Origin of the sequence: Marinibacterium sp. SX1 (genome assembly GCF_050389775.1) — a bacterium.
In the GTDB taxonomy this organism is placed as follows: domain Bacteria; phylum Pseudomonadota; class Alphaproteobacteria; order Rhodobacterales; family Rhodobacteraceae; genus Marinibacterium.
Genome location: NZ_CP177144.1, coordinates 4202320 through 4224913, shown reverse-complemented (window position 1 = coordinate 4224913; position 22594 = coordinate 4202320). Strand labels below are relative to the sequence as shown.

Genomic DNA, 22594 nt, shown 5'->3' with positions numbered 1-22594 from the left:
ATGCGGTTTGATCGGACCCAGGGACCCGGATACGCCCGACGGAGTGCGGCAGGCCTGGTGATGGGCCTTGCCCTTGGCGCGGGGGGGCTTGCCCCGCTGGCCGCCCGGGCCGATTGCGCGGCGGCCCCGGCCCCCGTGCTGAACCTGGCCTTCGAAAGCCGTTACGCCGAGGGCGACGCCGCCCGGGCGACGCTGGACGAAGAGCGCGAGGCGGCGGCCAAGGCCGCGCTGGACCCGCTGGACGGGTTCATCTCGGACCTGGCGGGCGAGCTCGAAGACGCCCTGTCGGCGGCCTATCCGGCCGAGGCCCGGGCAGGGGCGGCCTGCCTGCTGGCGCAGATGGGGGATTGGGCGCGGGCCGATGCCCTGGCCGAGCTGGGCACGCGGACGGTCGAGCTGACCATCGGGTCGCGCCTGGCGGCCTTTGCGCTGATGGCCGGCCATGCCGCGCCGCTGGCCCCCGACAGCCCCGACCTGGACGACATCCGCGCCTGGCTGACCCGTCGCATGGAAGCCCAGATGGTGTTCTGGGAAACCGCGCCCGACCGGGCCAGCCAGAACAACCTGCGCGCCTGGGCGGCACTGGCCGGGGCGGCCACGGCCGGGCTGGTCGACGACCCGGTGATGTTCGGCTGGGCCGCCTGGTCGGTGACCTATGTGCTGTGCAGCGCCGATGCCGATGGCAGCCTGCCGCAGGAGATGCGGCGCGGCAAATATGCCCTGCATTATCAGCTGCATGCGCTGGCGCCGCTGACGACCGCCGCGCTGGTGCTGAAGGAGGGCGGGCTGGACCTGACCGCCCGCTGCGACGGGGCGTTGGGCCGGGCCGTGCGCTTTGGCCTGTCGGATCTGCAGGACGGCGCGCGGAGTGCGGAGATCACCGGCCAGGTGCAAAGCTATTTCGACGGGTCCGACACGCTGGACACCTGGCAACTGGCCTGGCTGGAAGCCTACCTGCGCCTTGATCCCGACCCCGAGATCGCCGCCCTCGCGGCCTCGATGCGCCCGCTGGGCTATTCCAAGCTGGGCGGCAACCAGACGCTGATCTACGGCGGCGAGGGTTGATCCGGGTGCCGCCCGCCGAGGCCGTTCAAGTGGGTCGGTCGAATTTTAGCCACTTGCCGGGGCGGTTTCGGGGCAGGATTAGGGTTTCGAAAAGGGACATTTCCTAACCTCCGCTCGATTGATGACGAGCGAGGGATGTCACATGAGATTCTCGAACCGGACGCCCAAAAAGGAAACGCTTCCGGCGGCCATGGCCATGTCGACGCTGGAAAACGCGATCGACGCGGTGGTCGTGATCGACACGTCGAACCGTGTGATCTTCTTCAACAGCGCGGCCGAAGAGCTTTGGGGCTATCGCCGCGAAGAGGTGCTGGGCCACAACGTCAAGATGCTGGTGCCGCGCGAACATCAGCCGCCCCACGACAATTATGTCGAGGCCAACCGGCGGACCGGCCATGACAAGATCGTGGGGTCCAGCCGGGATCTGCAACTGGTGCGCAAGGATGGCACCGAAGTGTCGGTGTCGCTGGCGCTGTCCAAGATGCGGGTGGGCAATTCCTGGGGCTACGCGGCCTTTGTGCGCAACATCACGGCGGAATATGCGGCGCTGGAAAGCCTGCTGGGCCAGGTCAGTTTCAGCGCCGACAACGTGCTGAGCGGCTGCACGGACCTGTCCGCGGCGGTGACCAAGGTAAGCGAGGGCGCGACCGAACAGGCTTCGGCGGCGCAGGAGGCCAGCTCGTCGATGGAAGAGATGACCGCGAACATCCGCCAGAATGCCGAGAACGCGGCCCAGACCGAGAAGATCGCCAACCGTTCCCTCGAACAGGCACGGGCGTCGGCCGAGATCGTGCAGGAAGCGGTCGAGGCGATGAAGACGATTGCCGAGAAGATCAACATCATTCAGGAAATCGCCCGTCAGACCGACCTCCTGGCGCTGAATGCCGCGGTCGAGGCCGCCCGGGCCGGCGCCCACGGGCGCGGCTTTGCCATCGTTGCGGCCGAGGTGCGCCGCCTGGCCGAGCGCAGCCAGGTTGCGGCCGACGAGATCGTGTCGCTGTCGCGCTCCACGGCGGAAACCTCGGGCAAGGCCGGCGAAGAGCTGACCTCGCTGGTGCCGGAAATCCAGCGCACGGCCGACCTGGTGCAGGAGATTTCGGCGGCGACCCAGGAACAGCGGATCGGGTCGGAACAGATCAATTCGGCGATCAGCGAGCTGGACCGGGTCATCCAGGCCAATGCGGCCGCGGCCCAGAAGGCGGCGGGCACGACGAACATGCTGACCGACAGTGCCGAGAACCTGCGCGAGCTGATCGACGGGTTCCGCGACGAGGACGGCAACCTGGTGCGCCAGAACGACGGCTCCGAAGCCCGCGCCGCCTGACAATTTCGAATGCTTCCCAGCCAAGCCGCCCGCCGGCCCCGCAAGGGGGCGGCGGGCATTTTTGTTGGGTCTTGGGGATTTGGGCAGGACACACAGGGGCGTCCCGTGTTGAACCTGTCTGATGTCCCGAACGGGTGTGGTGATACGGCTTTCAATGGTCTGGCGAGCCATGAAAGCCATTGCCCCTTGGCGCTGACGAAGCGATGGGTGCCGCCTGGACAGCGCACTGGCGGGAGCCGCTTGGAAAGCGGAGCAAGGATCAATAGGAGCCACTGGAAACGTTCGGTCGATCGAGCCGGATCAACGTGGTTCAGAGCTCTTCAAAGCAGTCCGACAGCCGGACTCGGACTGTTCAAGAGCCCGGAACCCGGCCCCAACCACCTTTGGGTAGGTACAGGGCCAACATCCCGTCAGAAGCAGGGCCGCCGCCCCGTCAGAACAAGAGGTCGTCGATATCGTCATCCGCCGTATCGGCCGGGCCCGCAGCGAGATCGGCGCCGGGGATGTCGGGAAAGACCTTGATATGAACCTGGCGCTCTTCATCCATCGTGTAACTGTCCCAGATCGCGCTGATCCGCGCCGCGTCCACGGGCGCATCGGTTTGCTGGGCCTCCAGCAGCGATGTGGCAAGGGTGCTCAGCCGGGCCCCGACGTGATCGACCCGCGCCATGCTGTCGGTCACGGCATCAACCATGTAGAGCAGGTTCTGCGCGCAGTCCTGCGAGGTCTTCCGCATGGCATTGATGTCCGCCAGCCGTTGCTCGCCAGCCGAAGTCCGCCCGCGAAACTCGCCCACCCGTTCCTCCAGCGCACCGGCGGCTGTGACCAGGTCTTGTTGGGCAGCTTCGCTGCCGGATGTCATGTCGCCGATGCTGCTGCGTGCCCGGTCGACCGCACCCAGGCAATCGGAGGCAATCTGACGGACTTCCTTCGACAACACTTTCATCGGCCCGCAGGCCTTGCTGTATCGGTTGGACACCAGCATGGAATTGAAGGAGGCTAGGGTCAGGTTCTTCGAGGCGTCTTTCAAACCGTCGAAACTGGCATTGGTCGCAGTGGCCATTTCGGTTGTGTATTCCGCCTCGGCCCGCGCGTTTTCGACCACCTTCTGGACCGATGACAATTCCTCGGTCACCAATTGCGTCAGGTCGGCCCGGGCCGACAGCGCGGCTGCAATCGTTCGCGCCAACTCGCCCTCTGAAAAGACTTGCGCCCCGGCATGACCGAGCTCGGCCAGCAGGCCCATCGTGGTGCGTACTTCGGCCGAGATGCCGGCAATGTCATCTGAACAGCTTTGCGCATGGGCCGCCGCCAGCCGCGCCACATGGCCATCCGCATTGCCCAGCATCGCGGACAGATGATCCAGCCTCTGTGCCAGACGATCGGAAAACTGCATGGCGGAGACAAAGGATTTCAGGTGATGGCGCCCGTCCTGCGTCAATTGCCGGGCCCGCCCGGTCACCGCATCCGCCGCGCGACGCTCCTCGGCACCCAGTTTGTCCAGCCGGTCGCGGGGGGCGGCCACCCTTTCGGGCAAGGCCCCGAGGGCAAAGCCGGCTCGATTGCAGCTGTTCAGCAGACGGGCGCCGCGCTCGTCCAGGTGATCCAGGTGTCCGGTCACCGCCGTGGCCGAATTCTGTATGTCGTCGGCGGTCTTGCGAAGCTCATTGATGAAGGCGCCAAGGTTGCCTAGGCCCAGAGAAGCGACCGTCGTGCCCATCAACGAGGCGATGGCCGTCAAGACCTGCCCGCATTGATCGATGGTGCCCAGCTCGCCCCTGACCGAACGCAACCGGCGGTGCGCCTCGGGGCTGACCGCCAGGGTCGAGAAGCGTTGCAGGGCCGTGGCCAGCGCGTCGACATCCGCCTCAAGGGTTTCAATCGCGTCATCTTCGCCGTTGCCATTGGCGACGAGATCCGAAAATTGGTCGAGGTTGCCGCAAATCTCGGCGTGAAATTCCCGAATGCGTCCCAATTCGTCCATGACGGTCGCAAAGGCGGCCACCGCTTCGGCGGCCAGCTCACCGGACAGTCGCACATGGTCACCGACCTGCGGTCGCGACACTGATGTTGCGGCCGAATGGCCAAGGTCGAATGCCTGCATGTTATCGCTTCCCGCTCCTCGCCCGAAGATGGACCGGCAGGGATAAACAACCGGTAAAGCCATGCCGCTGGAAAAGGGCACAATTCTAAATTCACGGGAACCATGCCTTAAGGTTTTTGGCCGAGAACTACCCTGACGGAAGAAATGGGGACTTTGCTCCGCCATCTGGAAGGGATCCGGAATGACCGACATGCTTTTGCCGGGCGACCTCGACGTCGCCTCGGCCCGGGAATTTTGCGACCGGTTGCAATCTTGGCTGGGCCAAAAAACCGCCAGCGATGCCGCCGCTTCACTCGAAGTGTCCGGCACGGATGCCACCCAGATCGCATTGCAATTGCTCTTCGCCACGGCGCGCAGCGCGAAGGACGACGGGATCGACATGACATTCGGCCCCAACGCGACCGCTCTTCTCGACAAAGCCAGCGCCTGAGACAGGACCTGCCCATGAGCAAGACGATTCTGACAATCGATGACAGCAAGGCCGTGCGCGACATGGTGACCTTTACGCTGGAACCGGAAGGGTATCGGGTGGTGGGGGCCGAAAACGGCGCCGATGGGCTGGACAAGTTGCGCGCGAACCGGCCCGCCTTGGTGATCACTGATCTGAACATGCCGGTCATGGATGGCCTGGAATTCATTTCCAAGGCGCGCGGTGATGCCGCGGGCAGCGGGATTCCCATCGTCATGCTCACGACGGAGTCCGCGCCGGACATGAAGGCCAGGGGCAAGGCCGCCGGCGCGACGGGCTGGATCAACAAGCCGTTCGATGCCGACAAGCTGATCGCCGTCACGCGTAAGTTGCTGGGGTAACAGGATGATCGAACAAGCCGTCGCGGCCTTTGTACAGGAGGCGCAGGAAATCCTCTCCGAGCTAGAGGACCTGATCCTCGGCCTGGAAGAGCAGCACGATCAGAAGACGGTGGACGCCGTGTTCCGCGGGTTGCATACGGTCAAGGGATCTGGGGCCATGTTTGGCTATACGGTCCTGGCCCATTTTACACATCACTTTGAAAATGCGTTCGAACTGGTCCGTGCCGGCGATCTGCCGATCGACAGGAACCTGATCGATCTGTCGCTTGAAGCACGTGATCTGATGGTGCGGTTTCTCGCCTTGGGAGGTGACGGCCCCGAGAGCGAGGCTCTGTCACAATCTCGGGAAACCGGCCAGTTGATTGACCGGATACAATCCCTGACGCTGTCAGCGAAACCGACCGTTTCCGCGAGCGACCCCAGCACAACCCGCATGGAAACGGATGAGGCAATGGAGCGTTTTTCAATACGCTTCAAACCCTTGCCCGAATCCCTGCGCAACGGGATGCGGCCGGATCTTTTGCTGCGCGAGTTGAATGAGCTTGGTGCCGTGGATGTGCGTTTCGAGGGGGCTGATCTGCATGATCTGACCGAACTCGACCCGACCGAGGCCTATCTGACTTGGGTGATCGTCGTGGAAACGACGGCCGGCCGCGCGGCGGTGGAGGATGTCTTCATCTTCGCTGATGACGCCGATCTGTTGATAGAAGCCGCAGATCCACAAAGCCAGACCCCGACAGATCCAGAGCAAATCGGGCCTAACTTGGGGGCTGCCGATGAGCCGGCCGCCCGCCCTCCGACGCGGGTGGAAAGCAAGACCGAGAACATTCGCGTCGCCTCGTCGCGGCTGGACGACATGATGGACAGTATCGGTGAATTGGTCATCGCCCAGGCGCGCCTGGATGCCGTGTCGGAGCGGTTGGGCGATTCAACACTTGATGCGGTGGTCGAAGAGGTCGGCCGGCTCGTTCTTGGGCTGCGCGATGCGACGCTGTCTATCCGGATGCTGCCTATCGAGACCGTTTTTGGCAAGTTTCGCCGGGTGGTGCGCGACCTGTCGCAAGAGCTCGGCAAGGATGTCCGCCTGGTGACCCGCGGCGGTGAGACCGAAGTCGACAAGAATGTCATCGATTGCATCGGTGATCCGCTGGTTCACATGATCCGAAACTCGATTGATCACGGGATCGAGACGGCCGAGGCACGCACTGCGGCGGGCAAGCCGAACCAAGGGATCGTACGGTTGTCGGCCCGGCAGGAAGGCGGCGAGATCATCATTGCCATCGAAGACAATGGTGGCGGGCTCCAGACCGATGCCATTCGACGCAAGGCCATTGATCGCGGTTTGATCGAGGCCGAAGACGACCTGAGCGAACGCGATCTGCAAAACCTGATTTTCGAGCCGGGGTTCTCGACGGCTGAAACCGTTTCCTCGGTATCAGGGCGTGGGGTCGGCATGGATGCGGTGCGCAGCACGATCGACAGTCTGGGCGGCAGTATCGACGTGGTGTCCCGAGAGGGGCAGGGCACACGGGTGACACTGCGCTTGCCGGTAACCATGGCTATTATCGACGGTCTGCGCGTGCGGCTTGGAGCTTCCATATATGTCATCCCGCTTTCGGCGGTCGAAGAATGCGTCGAAATGGATGCAGCCGAGACGGGGCGGACAAGCGGCCGTTCGGTTCTGCAGATCCGCGAACATGTCGTTCCGTACCTGCCATTGGATCGCATCTTCGGACTGCCACCGAGTGAAGAGACTCGACGACGGGTGGTCGTTGTCTGTGTTGGTGGCCAGCGGATCGGCTTGGTTGTCGATGACATCCTTGGTCAGGGGCAGACCGTGATCAAGAGCCTCAGCGCCTATCACCGCGATCTGCCCGGGCTGGGCGGAGCCACCATTCTCGGCGATGGGCGCGTGGCCATCATCATCGACGTGGCTACGCTCGTGCGCTGGGCGGAATCGCGGCACAGCGAAACGCTGAGCAAGGTGGCTTGAGATGAGTGTCATCCATAATCAGCCGGTTGAAGACGCCATGTCCATGCTGCTGATCTTCCGATTGGAGGGCGAGAGTTTCGGGGTGTCCGTCAATTCGGTTCACGAAATCCTCGACCCGCAGGATCCGACGATGGTTCCGAATGCGGATCCATTTGCCCCGGGGCTTATCAACGTGCGTGGCGTTGTCGTGCCGGTGATCGAGGTGCGACGAAGGCTTCGCATGGGCCCTGCCGAAGGGCTGGAGACGTCGCGCATGATCGTTGTCGAGCATTGCGTCGATGGCAGCCCGACCAAGATCGCCTTTAGTGCCGACGCGGTGGAAAAGGTGATCGAAGCAGATCTGACCAAGATTGAGAAGGTTCCTGACCTGGGGGCCAGTTGGCCGCAAATCTATCTGCGCGGGGCCATACGGCGCGACGGTGACCTGGTGGTGCTACTGGAAACCGAAACTCTTTTCGCACCCAACGCCGCGCAGGCTGCGTAGCCTGAAACGGAGGATCACAAATGACGATCAAGGCGAAATTGTCGGTGAGTTTCGGGATCGTGCTCGCCCTGATGGCCGCGCTGTGCCTGGTGGCGGTGTCGCGGTTCGCCGAATTCAATCATGCGCTACGCCATTTCGTGGATATCTCCGCGGATGCTGCCCGGTTGCCGGTCGAGATGACCGCGGAAATAGACGCCTTCGCAAACACGCAGGCGCGAATTGTCCTGCTGTCCGACTTCGAGGCTATCGAAGAGGCCGACAGCAAGGCGCGCGAGCAGATGGCGGCCGTGGCTGAATTAGCCAGACGGTTGAAAGAGGTCGCCACACCCGAGGATCTGGAGGATCTTGCCGAGTTCGATCAGACACTGGCGCGATTTGCTGACATGGAGAAGAAGATCCACGACCTGGCGGTCGAAGGCCTGCAGTCTTCCGGTCAACGAGTGATCAAGCGGGCCCAGGCGACGCAATTGCTCTTTGGTCCGGCGACGGATGTCTTGACCGAAGCTCAGGGGATTTTGGCCCGCATCACCGAACGGCACATTCGTCTCATGGAGGAGGATCAGGCCCGCACGCAGGAAATCTATGATGCGTCGGTCACGATCGTGGTTGCCGTGGCTGCTTTGGCTGTTGTGATCGGCATTGCGGCTGCGGTTTGGATGTCGATGCTCATCTCGGGTGGTCTCAAACGGGCCGCAAGTGTTGTCGCGAAGGTGGCGCAAGGCAATCCGAACGTGGATTGCGCAAGTCGCCATGACGACGAGATCGGTGCATTGCTGGCTGCCATGGCCGACATGAATGCTCAATTGTCCGGAATGGCGCGTGTCGCAGATCGAATCGCGGATGGTGACCTGACCGTTGATGCTCAGCCTCGGTCCGCAGAAGATCAACTGGGGCAATCGCTGCAGCGGATGGTCGCGCGGTTGCGCGGTGTCATGGGGGACATGACCGCCAATGCCCAAAACGTTGCGGCGAGCGCGCAGGCGGTCAACGACACGTCCCAAAAGCTGAATGCAGGCACGTCGCAACAGGCCGCTGCCGCAGAGCAGGCCAGCGCGGCAATGGAGGAAATGTCCTCCAATATTCGCCATTCGACCGAGAATGCGGAACAGACCGAAAAGATTGCAAGCCAGGCCAGTGAAGAAGCCAGAGAGAGTGGTGCGGCTGTGGAAAAGGCCGTGGAAGCAATGAAGATCATCGCGGCGAAAATCACCATTGTGCAAGAGATTGCGCGCCAGACCGACCTGTTGGCTTTGAACGCGGCGGTGGAGGCCGCACGGGCCGGAAATCACGGCAAGGGTTTTGCCGTAGTGGCCTCGGAAGTGCGAAAGCTCGCGGAGCGAAGTCAGAATGCCGCGGCGGAGATCGGTGAACTGTCCAGCGAGACATTGAAGGTCAGCGAAGTTGCCGGTCGAAAGTTGAAGGAATTGCTGCCTGCGATCCAGCGCACGTCGGATCTTGTTCGCGAAGTGTCTGCGGCGACGCGAGAGCAGAGTATCGGGGCGGATCAGATCAATACGGCGATCCAGGAACTGGATGCTGTCATTCAACAGAACGCGGCTGCTGCGACACATTCGGCCGGCGTTAGCCAGGACCTGGCGGAGCAGGCGACCAAACTGCGCGGCTCTATCGGCCAATACAAGATTGCGCCTGGCGAGATCTCAGAACGAAAAAACAAATCCTCCGAGTCTCCTCACATCGGCGGAAAATCTACGGCAATAGCGGCGGGACCAGGAAGCGGCGGTCGGGCCGGAAAGCTCTCGACCAAGGAGAAGACGGCGGCAATCCCTGCCAAAGTAACAAAAGATACGGGCGAGGGGACCACCCAATCCCAGACAACTGCCGCGAAACCTGCTGCGCCGCGCCATCGGCCGACTGAGGAAGGATATGCGCTCGACCTGTTCAGTGATGACATCCCCGACAGCGAGTTCGAACCGATGTCAAAGGCGTCGTAAAACCAGTGGAGGCTACCATGAGTGACGTTTCGGAAATGACGCTCGATCCATTTGGCTTCGAAGAGGCGGACGATGACAGGAGTGAAGAGGATAGCCAACCGCCCACGGTGCTGACATTTGTGCTGGGAACCCAAGTCTTTGCGGTTGATGTGCACCGTGTACAGGAGATCCTGGACCTCACCGATATCAGCCCGCTCCCCAATGCGCCTCATGATGTACTGGGCATGATTGATTTGCGCGGTCAGGGCATCGCCATCGTGGATCTTGCGGCCAAGATCGGCGCTCCGCCCGCACGGAACGAAGACGCTCGTATTATTGTCTTCGAATTCCCCAATGGTGAGGCGACAACCTCGCTGGGCGTTGTTGCCGAAAAGGTGCTGCGGGTCCGGGAAATGGCCAACACGGATATCGAACCGGTGCCTGAAACAATGTCGGATTGGCGGTGTGATGTTGCTGGAGGCATGCTGCGCACCGATGACGGTATCGCCATGATCCTGGAAATCGAGCGTATCCTCTGCAAGACGGACACGCCCGGGCCATTTGACTTCGATTGATATCGGCAAAGATGTCATCCCAATCCATCATGCCGGCGGCGCAATCCGAGTTGACCCCGGACCTTGCACGAGCGATCGTGGCCCGGGCGGAACAGATCTCCGGTATTCGCATCGATGCGGGGAAACTGGAATTCGTGCGGCTGCGTGTCGGGCGCCGGCTTGCCGCGCTCAGCCTCGACAGTTTCGAAGGCTATCTACAGGTCTTGTCGCGCGATTCTGCCGGCGAAGAGGTCCGCCACCTCGTCGAAGCGCTGACCACACACACGACCAGCTTCTTCCGGGAACACCGCCACTACGATTGGCTCGAACAGGAAGGGATCGACCGCTTGCTCGAGGGTCGTGATCGCGGGCCATTTGTCGTCTGGAGCGCGGCTGCGTCCATAGGGGCCGAGCTTTGGTCGGCGGGCATGATCCTGGCTGAACGCAATGATAAGGGGCATGGGCCCACCGATTGGCAATTGATCGGAACGGACATCTCGGAGCGGATCCTGCAAAGGGCCACGGCGGCCACCTTTGCCGAGGATGAAATCACCGGGATCACCCCATCCCGGGCCGCGCGCTTCCTCTTGCGCTCGCGCAAGCTGCGGGATCGCAACGGGTGCCCGATCTACCGGATCGCGCCCGATCTGCGGGCCCGCGCCCGGTTCCAGCGGGTCAACCTGCAGGATCTCAAGGGCCTGGCCCCGTTCAGTGCCGATATCGCCTTTTTGCGCAACGTCTTGATCTACTTCGATGAAGACGGGCGCAACCGGGTGGTCTCCAATGTTGCCGGTCGCCTTCGGCCGGGTGGAATTCTCTTCACCGGCCATGCCGAGCCGCTCGGTCCGCATCCCATGTTGGAAACGGTGCGGCCGACGATCTATCGAAAGGTGTGACAGATGGCCTTCGACCGCCCGCCCGCCAAGCCCTACAAGGTGCTGATCGTCGATGACAGCGCCGTGGTCCGCCAGACGATGCAGACCATCCTGTCCGAAGATCCCGATCTCGAGGTCATCGCCACGGCGCCCGATCCGGTGGCGGCGGCCGAACGCATCAAGCGGCGCTTGCCGGATGTGATCACGTTGGATGTCGAGATGCCGCGCATGGATGGCATCACCTTCCTGCGCAAGCTCATGGCCCAGAAACCCATCCCGGTTGTCATGTGTTCATCGCTGGTCTCCGAGCAATCCGAAACGCTGATGCAGGCGCTTGAGGCCGGCGCCGTTGATGTGGTCTGCAAGCCCGAGCTGGGTGTGCGCGAATTCTTCGAGGAAAGCTGCGAGCGCATCCGCACGGCCGTCAAGGCTGCGGCCCAGGCCCGTCTCAAGCCGCGCCAACCCATGATGAAGGTCGAAAAGAAACTGACCGCGGACGCCATGCTTGCCCCGCCCGGCGCCCGCGCGGCCATGGCACGGACGACGGAAAAGATCCTGGCGATCGGCGCATCGACCGGCGGCACCGAAGCCCTGCGCGCCGTGCTCGAGGCCATGCCTCTCGACAGCCCGCCCATCATCGTCGTGCAGCACATGCCGGGCACTTTCACCGGCGCCTTTGCCGAACGGCTCGACGGGCTCTGCGCCATCACGGTGAAAGAGGCCCGTGATGGCGACCGCATGCTGCGCGGCCATGCGCTGATCGCCCCGGGCAACCTGCACACCCTGCTGACCCGGTCAGGCGCCAATTACGGGGTCGAAATCCGCGATGGCCCGCTGGTGTCGCGCCATAAGCCTTCTGTTGACGTGCTGTTCCGTTCCGTGGCGCGCGTGGCGGGCAAGAACGCCGTGGGCGTCATCATGACGGGCATGGGCGACGATGGAGCGCGGGGGTTGCGCGAAATGCGCGATGCCGGGGCCCGCACCCTCGGCCAGAACGAGGCGACTTGCGTGGTCTACGGCATGCCGAAGGAAGCAATGAAGGCCGGCGGCGTGGAAAAGGAACTGCCCCTAGACCAGATCGCGCAGGCTGCGGTGCGCCTGGCCAATGCGTAGGGTGGGTGCTTGCACCCACCGCTCGACCGGTGGCCCATGCCCTTGTAAAGAAAGGGCAACCCGTGGCTGTGGGATGGGGGTGAAGGTGCCACGGGTTGCCCCTCCGTCAGGCCGCCATGGCGGCGGCCGTCCCGGTTGCGCGGCGTTGCCTGGCTTCCGCCTGCAACTCCGCTGCATGGATGCCCAGAACCATCAGTCCGGGCCAAAGCATGTAGGCTTCGATCTCGATGTTCTCGCCGAAGGACAGCAGGACCAGCGTCATCATGACCGACAGGGGCAGCCGCCCGCGCGGTCCGCGCGCAGCATCGAAGAGAGCCAGCCCAGTCTGCCAGACCATCGGCACCAGCAGCGCCAGCATGCCCACCAGTCCCTTGACGAAAAGCAGCCCCCACCAGGTGTGATGCGACCCGATCGGCATGTATTCGACAATATGCGCGCCCGGTTGAACGGTGCCGTGACCGAACCAGAAGGCCTCGTTCTGCCAGCGCTCACCGGCGATCCGTTGAAGCGTCTCGCGCACCCGGGTCGAATCCGCCCGCGCGCCCTTGAAAGCCGACACCGCGTCGTTCAGCGCCGAGACCACCGCCGTGCCGATCACCGCCAGCGAAGCCGTGAGCCCGGCGAGGGCCATCCAGGCCCAGACCCGCAGCACCAGCGGCATCATCCGCGGCCCCAGCGTGCAGGCCACCAACCCGACCATGCCCATGCGCGATTTCGACAGCACGATCATGACCACCCCGGCCGCGATGCCGATGTAACGCCAGCGCTTCTCGGGTTCTTCCAGGGCAAAGCAGACCTGCAGCACGCCCAGCAGCGCGGCAAAGGGCGACCAAGGCGCATAGAATTGCCACCGCGGGGTCCAGCTGGCCGGATCCCAAGTGAAGAAATAGACCGAGAAATACTCGGGCCCCGGCCCGCCGATGGCCCGCAGCGGCGAAGTGAAGATGCGTTCGGGCAGGCCTATATAGGGCGCTGCAAAGAGGATCGGCGTCAGTGCCAGGGTCCACAGCCCGATGATGCATTGGCCACGCACCAGCACGCTGCGCCGGATCGGCAGGATTGCCCCGGCCAGGGGAAACAGCGCCAGCAGGGCCCAGCCCTTGGCCCAGCCGATCGACGACTTGATCGTCTTGATCATGCCGAGGTTCCAATCCAGGTGCCCGGCCCAGAGCGCGACCAGCATGACCGCCATGCCCAGGATCCAGGCCCAGACCACCGGCGGGATCGGCCCGCGGGCCCGCAGGTCTTCGCGGATGGCCGGGCCGAGAAAGAGCGACAGCAGCGCCAGGCCGCCCAGCACCCAGGCCAGCACCGGCCCGACCACGTAAAGCGCGCCGAGGCCGTAGAAGGGCCAGGTCCAGCGCAGCGTGGTCAGGACCAGCGCCTCGGCGGGCGACCGGGTGGCGAAGGGCGCGCTCATTCCGCCGGAACCATGGAGGCATAGGCCGGTGCCGGGGTGGACGCAGGCGCGGCCAGCAGCCAGTCGATCATCGGGCGCCGCATCCAGCCCAGGAACATGCCGAAGAACAGAAACATCGTCGCGGCCCCGCCGGCGGCCACAGCCAGCTTGCGCCGGGGCGAGGCCGGGTCTTCGGGCATCGAGGGATCTTCCAGCACCTGGACCAGCGGATAGGAGGCAAAGAGATCCGCCTTGCTGGACTGCGTCCGCGCCATGGCCGAGGCAAAGACCGCCTCGGCAACGGCAAAGTCGCGTTGCAGGTCTTCCAGCCGGGCCGCCGGGGCGATGAGCGCGGCACGATCGGTGCGGGCCTGGGCCAGGCGGGCGGCCAGGGCTGCATGTTCGGCCGCGAGCCCGGCGCGGGCCGTTTCCAGCTCGACCAACTCGCTGAGCAACGCGGCGCGGTCGCCGACATGGCTGAGGTCAAGAAGGTCGAGCGCGCCATCGCCCAGCCGGGTCAGCAGGCGGGCGCGGGCGCGGGTTTCGCCACGGGCGCTGTCATGGCCGGCCTCGGCAGCCTGCACCTTGGGATGACGCGGACCATAGAGGCCGCGCGCCTGCGACAGCTTGGCCGCGGCGTCCGACATCTCTTCGGCCAGGGCCGCGAATTCGGTATCGGCATGCAGTTTCAGCGTTGCAGCCGCCAACTCGGGCGTCAGGCCCAGGGCGCGTTCCAGCGCGGCCACGGCTTCGGTCTGCTCGGCCAGGTCGGCGGCGGCATCATCGACGCGCCGGGCCAGGGCATCGGTTTCGGCCACGAGGGCGTCGTATTGCTCGGGCGAGATCAGGCCGGTCTCTTCCTGCAGGCGGGTGATCTCGGCCCGGGTTTCGGTCACCGACTGGCGATATTCGTCGATCGCCGCGCCGGCGCCGAGCTCGCGGGTGTTGATCTCGTCCGACCGCAGGGCCTCGATCTCGCCGAAGAAGGCCGCGCGCAGGGCGTTTAGCCGAGCCTGGGCCTCGTCGGCCGAAGGGCCGGTCAGCGAGACATGGATCAGCCCGGTCTGGTCGACCAGCTCGACCCGGGGCTTGCCGAAATCTTCGGGGTCGATGCCCATGCTGTCGGCCGCGGCGTCCAGGATGCGCTCGGCGGCCATCAGGCGCTTGTAGGTTTCGGTCGGGCTGACCGCGTTCGAGGCAAAGGCCGAGTTGGCATAAGACGAGGCCTGGCCGATGCTGTCGAGGTTGACCGAGGCCGAGGCGCCCGATCCGGGCAGGATCAGCGACATGTCGGACCGGTAGGTCAGCGGGGCCTTGGAGAGATAGCCGGTGATCGGCGCCCAGATCGCCACCGCGCCGGCGCTGGCCAGCAGCAGGTAACGGGGCAGGCGGCTGCGGTCGCCGACATTGCCCCCGCGCAGGATGCGCGACAGGCTCAGTCGGGGCTTGCGGGCGTCTTGGGTCTGGCGAGGCATGGGGGCATCTCCTTTCCGTCAAGGAAATACCTGTTAACGCTGTGCCGGGCACCATGCGCGCCGGGATGTGGGGGCCTGCCTGCCCGGAGGACCCCCTGTCCGAAAGGGGTATGCCTGGACCGAATGTGCCGGTTGATCCTGCGAAAACCGCCTTGGACAGGGCGAAATTTGGTTAACGAATGCAAGAGGCTAGGGGGCATGGGCCTAGTGCGGGCGCAATAGGCCCAGGGTGGGGCCACGGGTCCAGCGCGGGTGCAAAAGGCTCAGCGTGGGGGCCGCGGGTCTAGCGCGGACGCGATTGGTCGGGGGGAACCACGGGCCTGGGGCGGGCGCTACGGGGCCTGGGCCGGCGCCGCCGGGCTCGGGCGAGTGCAACGGGGCCAGGACGGGCGCCGCGGAGGTGGGTGTCACGGGTCCAGGGGCCACGCCACCGGGGGGGTGTTAACCTTGAAGGGCGTTAACCATGCGCCGATGCGGGCCGGGGGCAGTGTCGACCAGCAGATCCGCGAGGACGATCCCGCGCCATGCACCCATGCGGGCCGGGGAGGCGCGGCCCCTGCGCGGGGCCGGGATCAGAACAGACCGGCTTCCTTGGCGATCATCGCCGCCTGGGTGCGGTTGTTGGCATTGATCTTGCGGTACAGTTTCTTGACATGCAGCTTGACCGTCGGCTCGCGGATATCCAGCTCGCGGGCGATTTCCTTGTTGGACTTGCCCTGGGTCAGGCATTCCAGCACCTGCAGCTCGCGCCGCGACAGCCGTTCGGCCAGCGGATGGTCGGGCGTCTCGTCTTCCTCGGCGCGCATGAATTCCAGAGGGGCATATTGTTCGCCCATGGCCATGAAGCGCACGGCATTGACCACCGACTTGGCCGACAGGGTCTTGGGCAGGAAACCCGCCGCCCCGGTGGCCAGCGCCTCGTCGGCGATGTCGCGGCTGGCCGTGCCCGAGATCAGCGCCACGCGCTTGGCATTGTCGCGCGACAGCATCAGCTTCAGCCCGTCCAGGCCGTTCATCCCGGGCATGGTGTAATCCAGCAGCACCAGGTCGAAGGCCGGGCCTTCGGCCACCAGCGTCTCGGCTTCGGCATAGCTGGCGACGGTGATCGTCTCGAAACTGCCCTCGCCATCCAGGAAGACCTGCAGCGTATCGCGCAGCAGGGAATGATCGTCCGCTATCAGGATGCGCATTGCATCGGCCTGTCCTGTCAAAGTTCCGCTCCTCGGTGAACCATTATACCCATTACACACCCGGCGCCGCAATTTTTGCTTTCAAACCGTACCATTGGTCATAGCCGAAGGCGAAGGGGGCGTCAGGAGAAACATCGGTAAAGGAAACATATACCGAAGGGTAGGTGTCAATAGCCGGCCGGGTGACGTGGCTACCTTCCGGTGGGGAAGGGGGCCACCGGACGGGGCGCGCAAACCCTGTTCGGCCGGGCAGGGGATGCTGCGCGCGGGGCCCCGGGCTATCCCCCGGCACAGCTGATGCAAAGGAAGGTTAACGGGCAATCTCGACGGCAAGTTCAGAGTTCTCGCAAAGGAGTTGCCGACATGACCCTCGCTCTTGCCATCGCCTCGCCCGACACCCTGCCGCGCCTGCCGGTCATGGGCGTCAACCTTGTCGATGCAACCGCCGCGCAGGTGATCGACACCCTGCTGACCCCCGGCCACCGCGCCCGGGTGGCCTTCATGAACGCCCATTGCAGCAATGTCGCCGCCGGTGACCGGGCCTATGGCGATGCCCTGGCCAGCGCCGACATGGTCCTGCCCGACGGCATCGGCATCGAGCTGGCCGCGCGGTTCCGGGGCCAGCGCCTGACCGAGAACCTCAACGGCACCGATTTCGTCCCGGCCCTGCTGGAGCGGGCCGCGCGCCGGGGCCAGAGCGTCTTTCTGCTGGGGGGCCGGACCGGTGTGGCCGAAGGCGCCGCGCTTGGCCTTTGCCGCCGCATCCCCGGGCTGCGCATCGCCGGCACCCGCGACGGGTTCGACGGCATGGCCGACGAGGACGCGGCCATCGACCAGATCAACGCCTCGGGCGCCGATATCCTGCTGGTCGCGCTTGGCGTGCCCTTCCAGGACAGCTGGCTGGCCCGCAACGAGGCCCGGCTGGCGCCGCGGCTGACCATGGGTGTCGGCGCGCTGTTCGATTTCCTGGCCGGCCGGGTCGCCCGGGCGCCGGAACGGGTGCGCAAGGCGCGTTGCGAATGGATCTGGCGCCTGGCGATCGAGCCGCGCCGCATGGCCCGGCGCTATGTCATGGGCAACCCGCGCTTCCTGGCCCGCGCCGGCCTGTCGGCCCTGGCTGGCATCGACCGCCGGTCCGTCCTGCAGCGCGGGCTTGACCTGGCCGTGGCCGGGGGCACGCTGCTGGCCCTGTCGCCGCTGCTGGCCGTGGTCGCCCTGGCCGTGCGCGCCGACAGCGCCGGCCCGGTCTTCTTCCGCCAGACGCGGATCGGCAAGGACGGCACGCCCTTCACCATGTTCAAGTTCCGCTCGATGGCGCAGGACGCCGAGGCCAGCCGCGCCGCGATCGAGGCCATGTCGGACCGCGAGGGCATCTGTTTCAAGGCCCGCCAGGATCCGCGCGTCACCCGCGTCGGCCGGCTGCTGCGCCGCTGGTCCATCGACGAGCTGCCCCAGCTGATCAACGTGCTGCGCGGCGAGATGTCGGTCGTCGGCCCGCGCCCGGCGCTGCCCAAGGAGGTTGCGGCCTATCCCGCCCGCGCCCTCGGCCGGCTGGCCGTCAAGCCCGGGCTGACCGGCATCTGGCAGGTCTCGGGCCGTGCCGAGATCGGCTTTGACCAGATGATCGACATGGACCTGGCCTATATCCGCTCGCGCTCGATGGGGCTGAACCTGATGCTGCTGGCCCTCACCGCCCGGGCCGTGGTCAGCGGCCGGGGAGCGTATTGACGCCGATCAGGGGTCAAAACCTATCCGAAAGGATAGGGGGGTGTCCGGGCGGCCGTCTGCCCGGACACCCCCCGAAATGTCATGATCAACACGTGTGACAACAGGAATCGATAAAATGCACTTGTCTTCTACGCTCGCAGGCGTGGCGATTTGCGCCTGCCTTGTCGCCGCACCGGCCGCGGTCCTGGCCGAGGACCTGGCCACGCCGACCGGCACCGTCATGCTGACCGTGTCGGGCGACATCGCGGTTACCAATGCCGGCGGTACCGCCCAGTTCGACCGCGAGATGCTCGAGGCGCTGCCGGCGCGCACCATCGAGACGACGACCATCTGGACCGAGGGGCCCCAGACCTTTACCGGCGTGCCGCTGGCGGCGCTGCTGGACGTGGTCGCGGCCGACGAGGTCACGATCCATGCCACGGCGATCAACGATTACGCCGTCGACATTCCTTTCGAGGATTGGTCGGGCGAGGGGCCCATGCTGGCCTATGCCCGCAACGGCGCGCCCATGTCGGTGCGTGACAAGGGCCCTCTTTGGATCGTCTATCCCTATGATTCCGATGCCGAGTACCGATCCGAAGTGATCTACTCGCGCAGCATCTGGCAACTCGACCGGATCGTTGTCGGAGAGTAAGGTGGTCCTGCGGGGGACCGAAGCCCCCGGGCAACTGGACCTGCTGATGGACGTTCAAGACCACCGGCCGGCGCGTCGTCGCCGACCGATTTTCAAGGGAACGACCGGGGCCGCGGTGGCGGCCCTGGTGTTGTGTGTCGGGCTGGTGGGCTGGATGGCCCTGTCCGTGCTCAAGCAGATCGACGGGATGTCGTCGGCCAATTCGGACAACCTGCAATGGAGCCTGTCACAGGCCCAGGTCGAATTCCTGCGCTTCCAGCTGGCCCTGGACGAGGCCGAACGCACCGGGGGCAGCCCCGAGGCGCTGATGGAGATGCGCCGGGGCTTTGACGTGTTCTACAGCCGGATCTCGACGATCGAGCGGGGCCCGGTCTTTCGCTCCATGCGCGGCACGCCCGGGTTTGACGGCCCGCGCGACCGGGTCCGGGCCTTCCTGGACGACACCGTGCCGCTGATCGACGGGTCCGACGACACGCTGCGCGCCGCGCTGCCGGACATCTCGGCCACCGCCCAGGCCGCGCGCGACGACGTGCGGGCCTTTTCGCTGGCTGCCCTGATCGGCTTTGCCGAACTGTCCGACATGCGCCGCCAGAGCCTTTTGGGCCTGATGGCCTGGCTGGCCGTCGTGCTTGTGGTGATCTTTGCCGCGCTGGCGCTCTTTGCCGTGTCGCATTTCCGCCTGCACCGGCTGTCCGAGCGCCGGGCCGACATGGTCGAGACGGCCGGCACGCGGATGCGCACCATCGTGCAGACCTCGCCCCATGCCATCGTGGTGACCGACGAGGTCGGCACGATCCGCGAATTCAACCCGGCGGCCGAACGGATCTTTGGCCATACCCGCGCCGAGGCCCGGGGCCGCAACGCGATCGAGCTGCTGGTGCCCGCCGAGGACCAGCACCGCGCCCGCCAGAACGAGCTGGCCTTTGCCGAGCAGCGCCGCCGGCCGCAAGCCGACGAGCGCCATTTCGAAATTGTCCTGCGGGGCCGTGACGGCCACGACTTCCCGGCCGAATTCGCCATCGACCGGGCCGAGGCCGACCAGCCGATCTACGTGGCCCATATCCGCGACATCTCGCGCCGGGTCCGGGCCGAGGAAGAGCTGCGCGCGGCGCGTGACCAGGCGCTGGCCGGCGAACGGGCCAAGTCGGAATTCCTGGCGGTGATGAGCCACGAGATGCGCACGCCGCTCAACGGGCTGCTGGGCACGATCCAGCTGATGAACGACCACCAGCTGACCGAACGCCAGTCCGACCTGCTGACGCGCATGCGCGATTCCGGCCAGTTGCTGCTGGGGCTGGTCAACGACGTGCTGGACCTGTCCAAGTACGAATCCGGCAAGATGAAGGCCGAGAACGCGCCTTTCGAGCTCGACCGCCTGCTGAACGGCGTGGTCGAGACCGCCCGGCCGGTGGCGCGCAGCTATGGCAACAGCCTCGACTGGCAATGGGTCGGCCCGCAGCCGGATCACGTGATGGGCGATGCCCGGCGGTTGCGGCAGGTCCTGCTGAACCTGGTCGGCAACGCGGTCAAGTTCACGCGCAACGGGGTGGTCGAGATCGAAGGCGAATGCCTGGCCGGCGACCAGGTCGAGCTACGGGTCATCGACAATGGCATCGGCATTGCCGAAGAGGACCTGGAGCGGATCTTCCTCGATTTCGAGACGCTGGACAGCTCTTACGCCCGCGAGGCCGAGGGCACCGGGCTGGGCCTGGGCATCTCGCGCCGCCTGACAACGCTGATGGGGGGCGAGCTGGGCGCCGAGAGCGAGCCGGGCGAGGGCAGCATGTTCTGGATCCGGGTGCCGCTGGCGCCGGCCGACGCGCCGCAGGCCGAGGCTTCGGAGACGTCCGATGCGACCGATGTGGCGCCGGCCGCGCCGGCCAGGGCCCACGAAATCCTCCTGGTCGAGGACAACGAGGTCAACCGGTTCATCGTGCGCGAAATGCTCGAAGCGGCGGGCCACGTGGTCGTCGAGGCGGTGAACGGGCGCGAGGGCGTGAATTGCGCGGCCCTGCGCCGGTTCGACCTGATCCTGATGGATATCTCGATGCCGGTGATGGACGGCACCCAGGCCACCGAAACGATCCGTGGCGGCGGGCAGGCGTCGGCCGACGTGCCGATCGTGGCCCTGACCGCCCATGCCCTGCCGGAAGAACGCGAGCGGTTCCAGCGGATCGGCATGGCCGCCTGCCTGTCGAAACCGGTGGACCGCGACCTGCTGCTGCGCACGATTCGCGAACTGGTCGATGGCGGTCGCGCCGAGGATGCGCCGGCCCCGGCCGCGCCCAAACGCGAAGGCCGGTTGCTGGATGACGGCGTGCTGCGCATGCTGGTGTCGCGCGTGCCGGCGGCCGAGGTCGAAAAGCTGGTGGGCCGGTTCCTGGACGAGACGGGCGAAGAGCTGCTGTCGCTGACCGAGGCCGAGCCCGACGATCCCGACCTGAAGGCCGTGGCCCACAAATGCGCCGGTTCCTGCGGGGCCTTCGGGGCGGAATCGATGCGCCTGGCGCTGGCCCGGGTGGAAACCACGATCAAGCTGGGCGACCAGCCGACGCCGGCCGACCTGGCCGCGCTGGGGCCGCTCTGGCACGAAAGCCGCAAGGCGATCGAGGATTACATCGCCGACGCCTTCACTGAAGCGTGCTGATCGCCACCGCCGCCCCGACCAGGCCCAGCACCCGGGCGACCTCGGAGATATTGGTCACCGTGCTGTCGTAGCAGGCGATGGCATCGCCGGGCAGCAGGTAGGGGTCGTAATCGTCGCGGTCGCCCCGCGCGCGCATTTCCTCGACCGACCGTTCCATCACGACGGACACGTCGGTCATCGGGTTGCGTGAGAACAGGGCGGCCGAGCGGCTGGCGCTGGTCGCCCGGGCGCCGCCGACGCAGTTGCTGTCGACCACGGCCTGCATGTAGCGCGAGCCATAGGGCACTTCACGCACGGTCTGGCCGATGGCCGACTGGGCATTGGCCGTGGCCGGCTGGGTCAGGTTGGACAGGTAGAGCGACACGCCCGGCGGGCTGATCGGGCTGGGCACCATCAGGTCGTCCTGGAAACACTGGCGCGAGGGCACGTAGACCTCGTCGCCGGTGATCAGCATGACATCGCCGGCATCATGGCCGGTGATGATGCCGCGCAGGTCCAGGGTGTATTGCGTGCCGTCGCGGGTGATGCGCACGGCCGACAGGTCGGCATCGGGGCGCACGCCCCCGGCCGCGCGCAGGGCAACGGACAGGTTGCGCGCCTCGGTCGAGGCGCCGAGCGCGGCCTGGCGCAGGCTGTCGACCTCGTCGCCGGGCACGCCGCCGATATCCATGGCCTGGGGGTCGAACACGGCGCCCGACACGGCCACCCGGGCGGCGGCGTAATCCATGACCAGCACCGACAGTTCCGGCGGGTCGAGGTAGAAATCCCCGGCCACCAGCGCCGCGCGCAGGTCCTGGCCCACGGCGGCGGTCGACCGGCCCTGCGCCGGGATCGGCGCGAGATAGGGCAGCTTGAGCGTGCCATCGCGGGAAATCACGTAATCGCCGCTGAATTCCACGTCGTCGACCATGCGCAGGCGCACCAGGTCGCCCCGGCTGAGCATGTCGCCGGCCAGCGCCGAGGGCACCCGGCCAACCGAGGCGGCCTTGCCGCCGCTGCCGTCGCCCGCCCCGCCGGCCGGGGGCCGGCACTCGCGGGCGTTCAGCGTCTTGGCCCGCAGGTAGGATTGATCGTCGGTTGCATCGAAGTCCCGGTACTGCGCCTGGTATCCGTCGCCCACGGCCACCGGCTCCAGGTTGTTGGCATGGCGTGTCGACGTACAGCCGGCAAGGGCCAGAAGCGCAAGCGCAGAGGCCAGGCAGGGGCGTCGGGGCAGCTTCATCGCGGGTCTCCGGCTGGTGTCCGTCCCTTTGTATAACCATCTGCGC

The 22594-nt window shown here is 65.7% G+C and carries 18 protein-coding genes; 13 read left to right on the top strand and 5 right to left on the bottom strand.

What is annotated here, in order from left to right; translation table 11 throughout:
- Positions 1 to 60 precede the first annotated feature (60 nt).
- Both ACK3BB_RS19085 and ACK3BB_RS19080 read left to right on the top strand, forming a co-directional pair.
- Positions 61 to 1065, top strand: a complete 1005-nt coding sequence (locus ACK3BB_RS19085) for an alginate lyase family protein (RefSeq protein ID WP_428926230.1) — start codon at positions 61 to 63, stop codon at positions 1063 to 1065.
- Between the two features lie 142 nt (positions 1066 to 1207).
- Positions 1208 to 2389, top strand: a complete 1182-nt coding sequence (locus ACK3BB_RS19080) for a methyl-accepting chemotaxis protein (RefSeq protein ID WP_428926229.1) — start codon at positions 1208 to 1210, stop codon at positions 2387 to 2389.
- Between the two features lie 433 nt (positions 2390 to 2822).
- On the opposite strand, the gene ACK3BB_RS19075 is transcribed toward ACK3BB_RS19080, so the two are convergent.
- Positions 2823 to 4493: a hypothetical protein gene (locus tag ACK3BB_RS19075; RefSeq protein ID WP_428926228.1), complete on the bottom strand. Its 1671-nt coding sequence runs from the start codon at positions 4491 to 4493 to the stop codon at positions 2823 to 2825.
- A gap of 181 nt (positions 4494 to 4674) precedes the next feature.
- Between ACK3BB_RS19075 and ACK3BB_RS19070 the strand changes: the two genes are divergently transcribed.
- From ACK3BB_RS19070 to ACK3BB_RS19035, 8 genes are read left to right on the top strand one after another with little or no spacing between them, the layout of a single operon-like run.
- Positions 4675 to 4923 carry a hypothetical protein gene (locus ACK3BB_RS19070; protein ID WP_428926227.1) on the top strand — a complete coding sequence of 83 codons (249 nt, stop codon included), beginning with the start codon at positions 4675 to 4677 and terminating at the stop codon, positions 4921 to 4923.
- Positions 4924 to 4937: 14 nt separating this feature from the next.
- On the top strand, positions 4938 to 5303 hold the full coding sequence (locus tag ACK3BB_RS19065; protein WP_428926226.1) for a response regulator: 366 nt from the start codon (positions 4938 to 4940) through the stop codon (positions 5301 to 5303).
- 4 nt (positions 5304 to 5307) lie between these two features.
- Positions 5308 to 7296 carry a chemotaxis protein CheA gene (locus ACK3BB_RS19060; RefSeq protein ID WP_428926225.1) on the top strand — a complete coding sequence of 663 codons (1989 nt, stop codon included), beginning with the start codon at positions 5308 to 5310 and terminating at the stop codon, positions 7294 to 7296.
- Between the two features lies 1 nt (position 7297).
- Positions 7298 to 7780 carry a chemotaxis protein CheW gene (locus tag ACK3BB_RS19055; RefSeq protein WP_428926224.1) on the top strand — a complete coding sequence of 161 codons (483 nt, stop codon included), beginning with the start codon at positions 7298 to 7300 and terminating at the stop codon, positions 7778 to 7780.
- A 20-nt stretch (positions 7781 to 7800) separates the two neighbouring features.
- Positions 7801 to 9732, top strand: a complete 1932-nt coding sequence (locus ACK3BB_RS19050) for a methyl-accepting chemotaxis protein (RefSeq protein WP_428926223.1) — start codon at positions 7801 to 7803, stop codon at positions 9730 to 9732.
- A 17-nt stretch (positions 9733 to 9749) separates the two neighbouring features.
- The gene (locus tag ACK3BB_RS19045) at positions 9750 to 10286 is read left to right on the top strand and encodes a chemotaxis protein CheW (protein ID WP_428926222.1); all 537 of its coding nucleotides are present in this window, start codon (positions 9750 to 9752) and stop codon (positions 10284 to 10286) included.
- Positions 10287 to 10297: 11 nt separating this feature from the next.
- Positions 10298 to 11161 carry a CheR family methyltransferase gene (locus tag ACK3BB_RS19040; protein ID WP_428926221.1) on the top strand — a complete coding sequence of 288 codons (864 nt, stop codon included), beginning with the start codon at positions 10298 to 10300 and terminating at the stop codon, positions 11159 to 11161.
- Between the two features lie 3 nt (positions 11162 to 11164).
- The gene (locus ACK3BB_RS19035; protein WP_428926220.1) at positions 11165 to 12253 is read left to right on the top strand and encodes a protein-glutamate methylesterase/protein-glutamine glutaminase; all 1089 of its coding nucleotides are present in this window, start codon (positions 11165 to 11167) and stop codon (positions 12251 to 12253) included.
- A gap of 106 nt (positions 12254 to 12359) precedes the next feature.
- On the opposite strand, the gene ACK3BB_RS19030 is transcribed toward ACK3BB_RS19035, so the two are convergent.
- From ACK3BB_RS19030 to ACK3BB_RS19020, 3 genes are all read right to left on the bottom strand, one after another.
- Positions 12360 to 13673, bottom strand: coding sequence for an O-antigen ligase domain-containing protein (locus ACK3BB_RS19030; protein WP_428926219.1), 1314 nt, complete (start codon positions 13671 to 13673; stop codon positions 12360 to 12362).
- Positions 13670 to 15127, bottom strand: a complete 1458-nt coding sequence (locus ACK3BB_RS19025; RefSeq protein ID WP_428926218.1) for a GumC family protein — start codon at positions 15125 to 15127, stop codon at positions 13670 to 13672. The genes ACK3BB_RS19030 and ACK3BB_RS19025 overlap by 4 nt, the downstream gene beginning before the upstream one ends.
- A gap of 572 nt (positions 15128 to 15699) precedes the next feature.
- The gene (locus tag ACK3BB_RS19020; protein ID WP_428926217.1) at positions 15700 to 16317 is read right to left on the bottom strand and encodes a LuxR C-terminal-related transcriptional regulator; all 618 of its coding nucleotides are present in this window, start codon (positions 16315 to 16317) and stop codon (positions 15700 to 15702) included.
- Positions 16318 to 16680: 363 nt separating this feature from the next.
- On the opposite strand from ACK3BB_RS19020, the gene ACK3BB_RS19015 reads away from it, so the two are divergent.
- The 3 genes from ACK3BB_RS19015 (at position 16681) to ACK3BB_RS19005 (ending at position 21326) form a co-directional block, all read left to right on the top strand.
- A complete protein-coding gene (locus ACK3BB_RS19015) occupies positions 16681 to 18045 on the top strand; it encodes a WecB/TagA/CpsF family glycosyltransferase (protein WP_428926216.1) in 1365 nt (454 codons plus the stop codon).
- Positions 18046 to 18160: 115 nt separating this feature from the next.
- Complete coding sequence (locus tag ACK3BB_RS19010; RefSeq protein WP_428926215.1) at positions 18161 to 18679, top strand: molybdopterin-dependent oxidoreductase; 519 nt, start codon at positions 18161 to 18163, stop codon at positions 18677 to 18679.
- A gap of 46 nt (positions 18680 to 18725) precedes the next feature.
- Positions 18726 to 21326: an ATP-binding protein gene (locus tag ACK3BB_RS19005; protein WP_428926214.1), complete on the top strand. Its 2601-nt coding sequence runs from the start codon at positions 18726 to 18728 to the stop codon at positions 21324 to 21326.
- On the opposite strand, the gene ACK3BB_RS19000 is transcribed toward ACK3BB_RS19005, so the two are convergent.
- Positions 21310 to 22548: a polysaccharide biosynthesis/export family protein gene (locus tag ACK3BB_RS19000; RefSeq protein ID WP_428926213.1), complete on the bottom strand. Its 1239-nt coding sequence runs from the start codon at positions 22546 to 22548 to the stop codon at positions 21310 to 21312. The two genes, ACK3BB_RS19005 and ACK3BB_RS19000, sit on opposite strands and share 17 nt — an antisense overlap.
- Positions 22549 to 22594 lie beyond the last annotated feature (46 nt).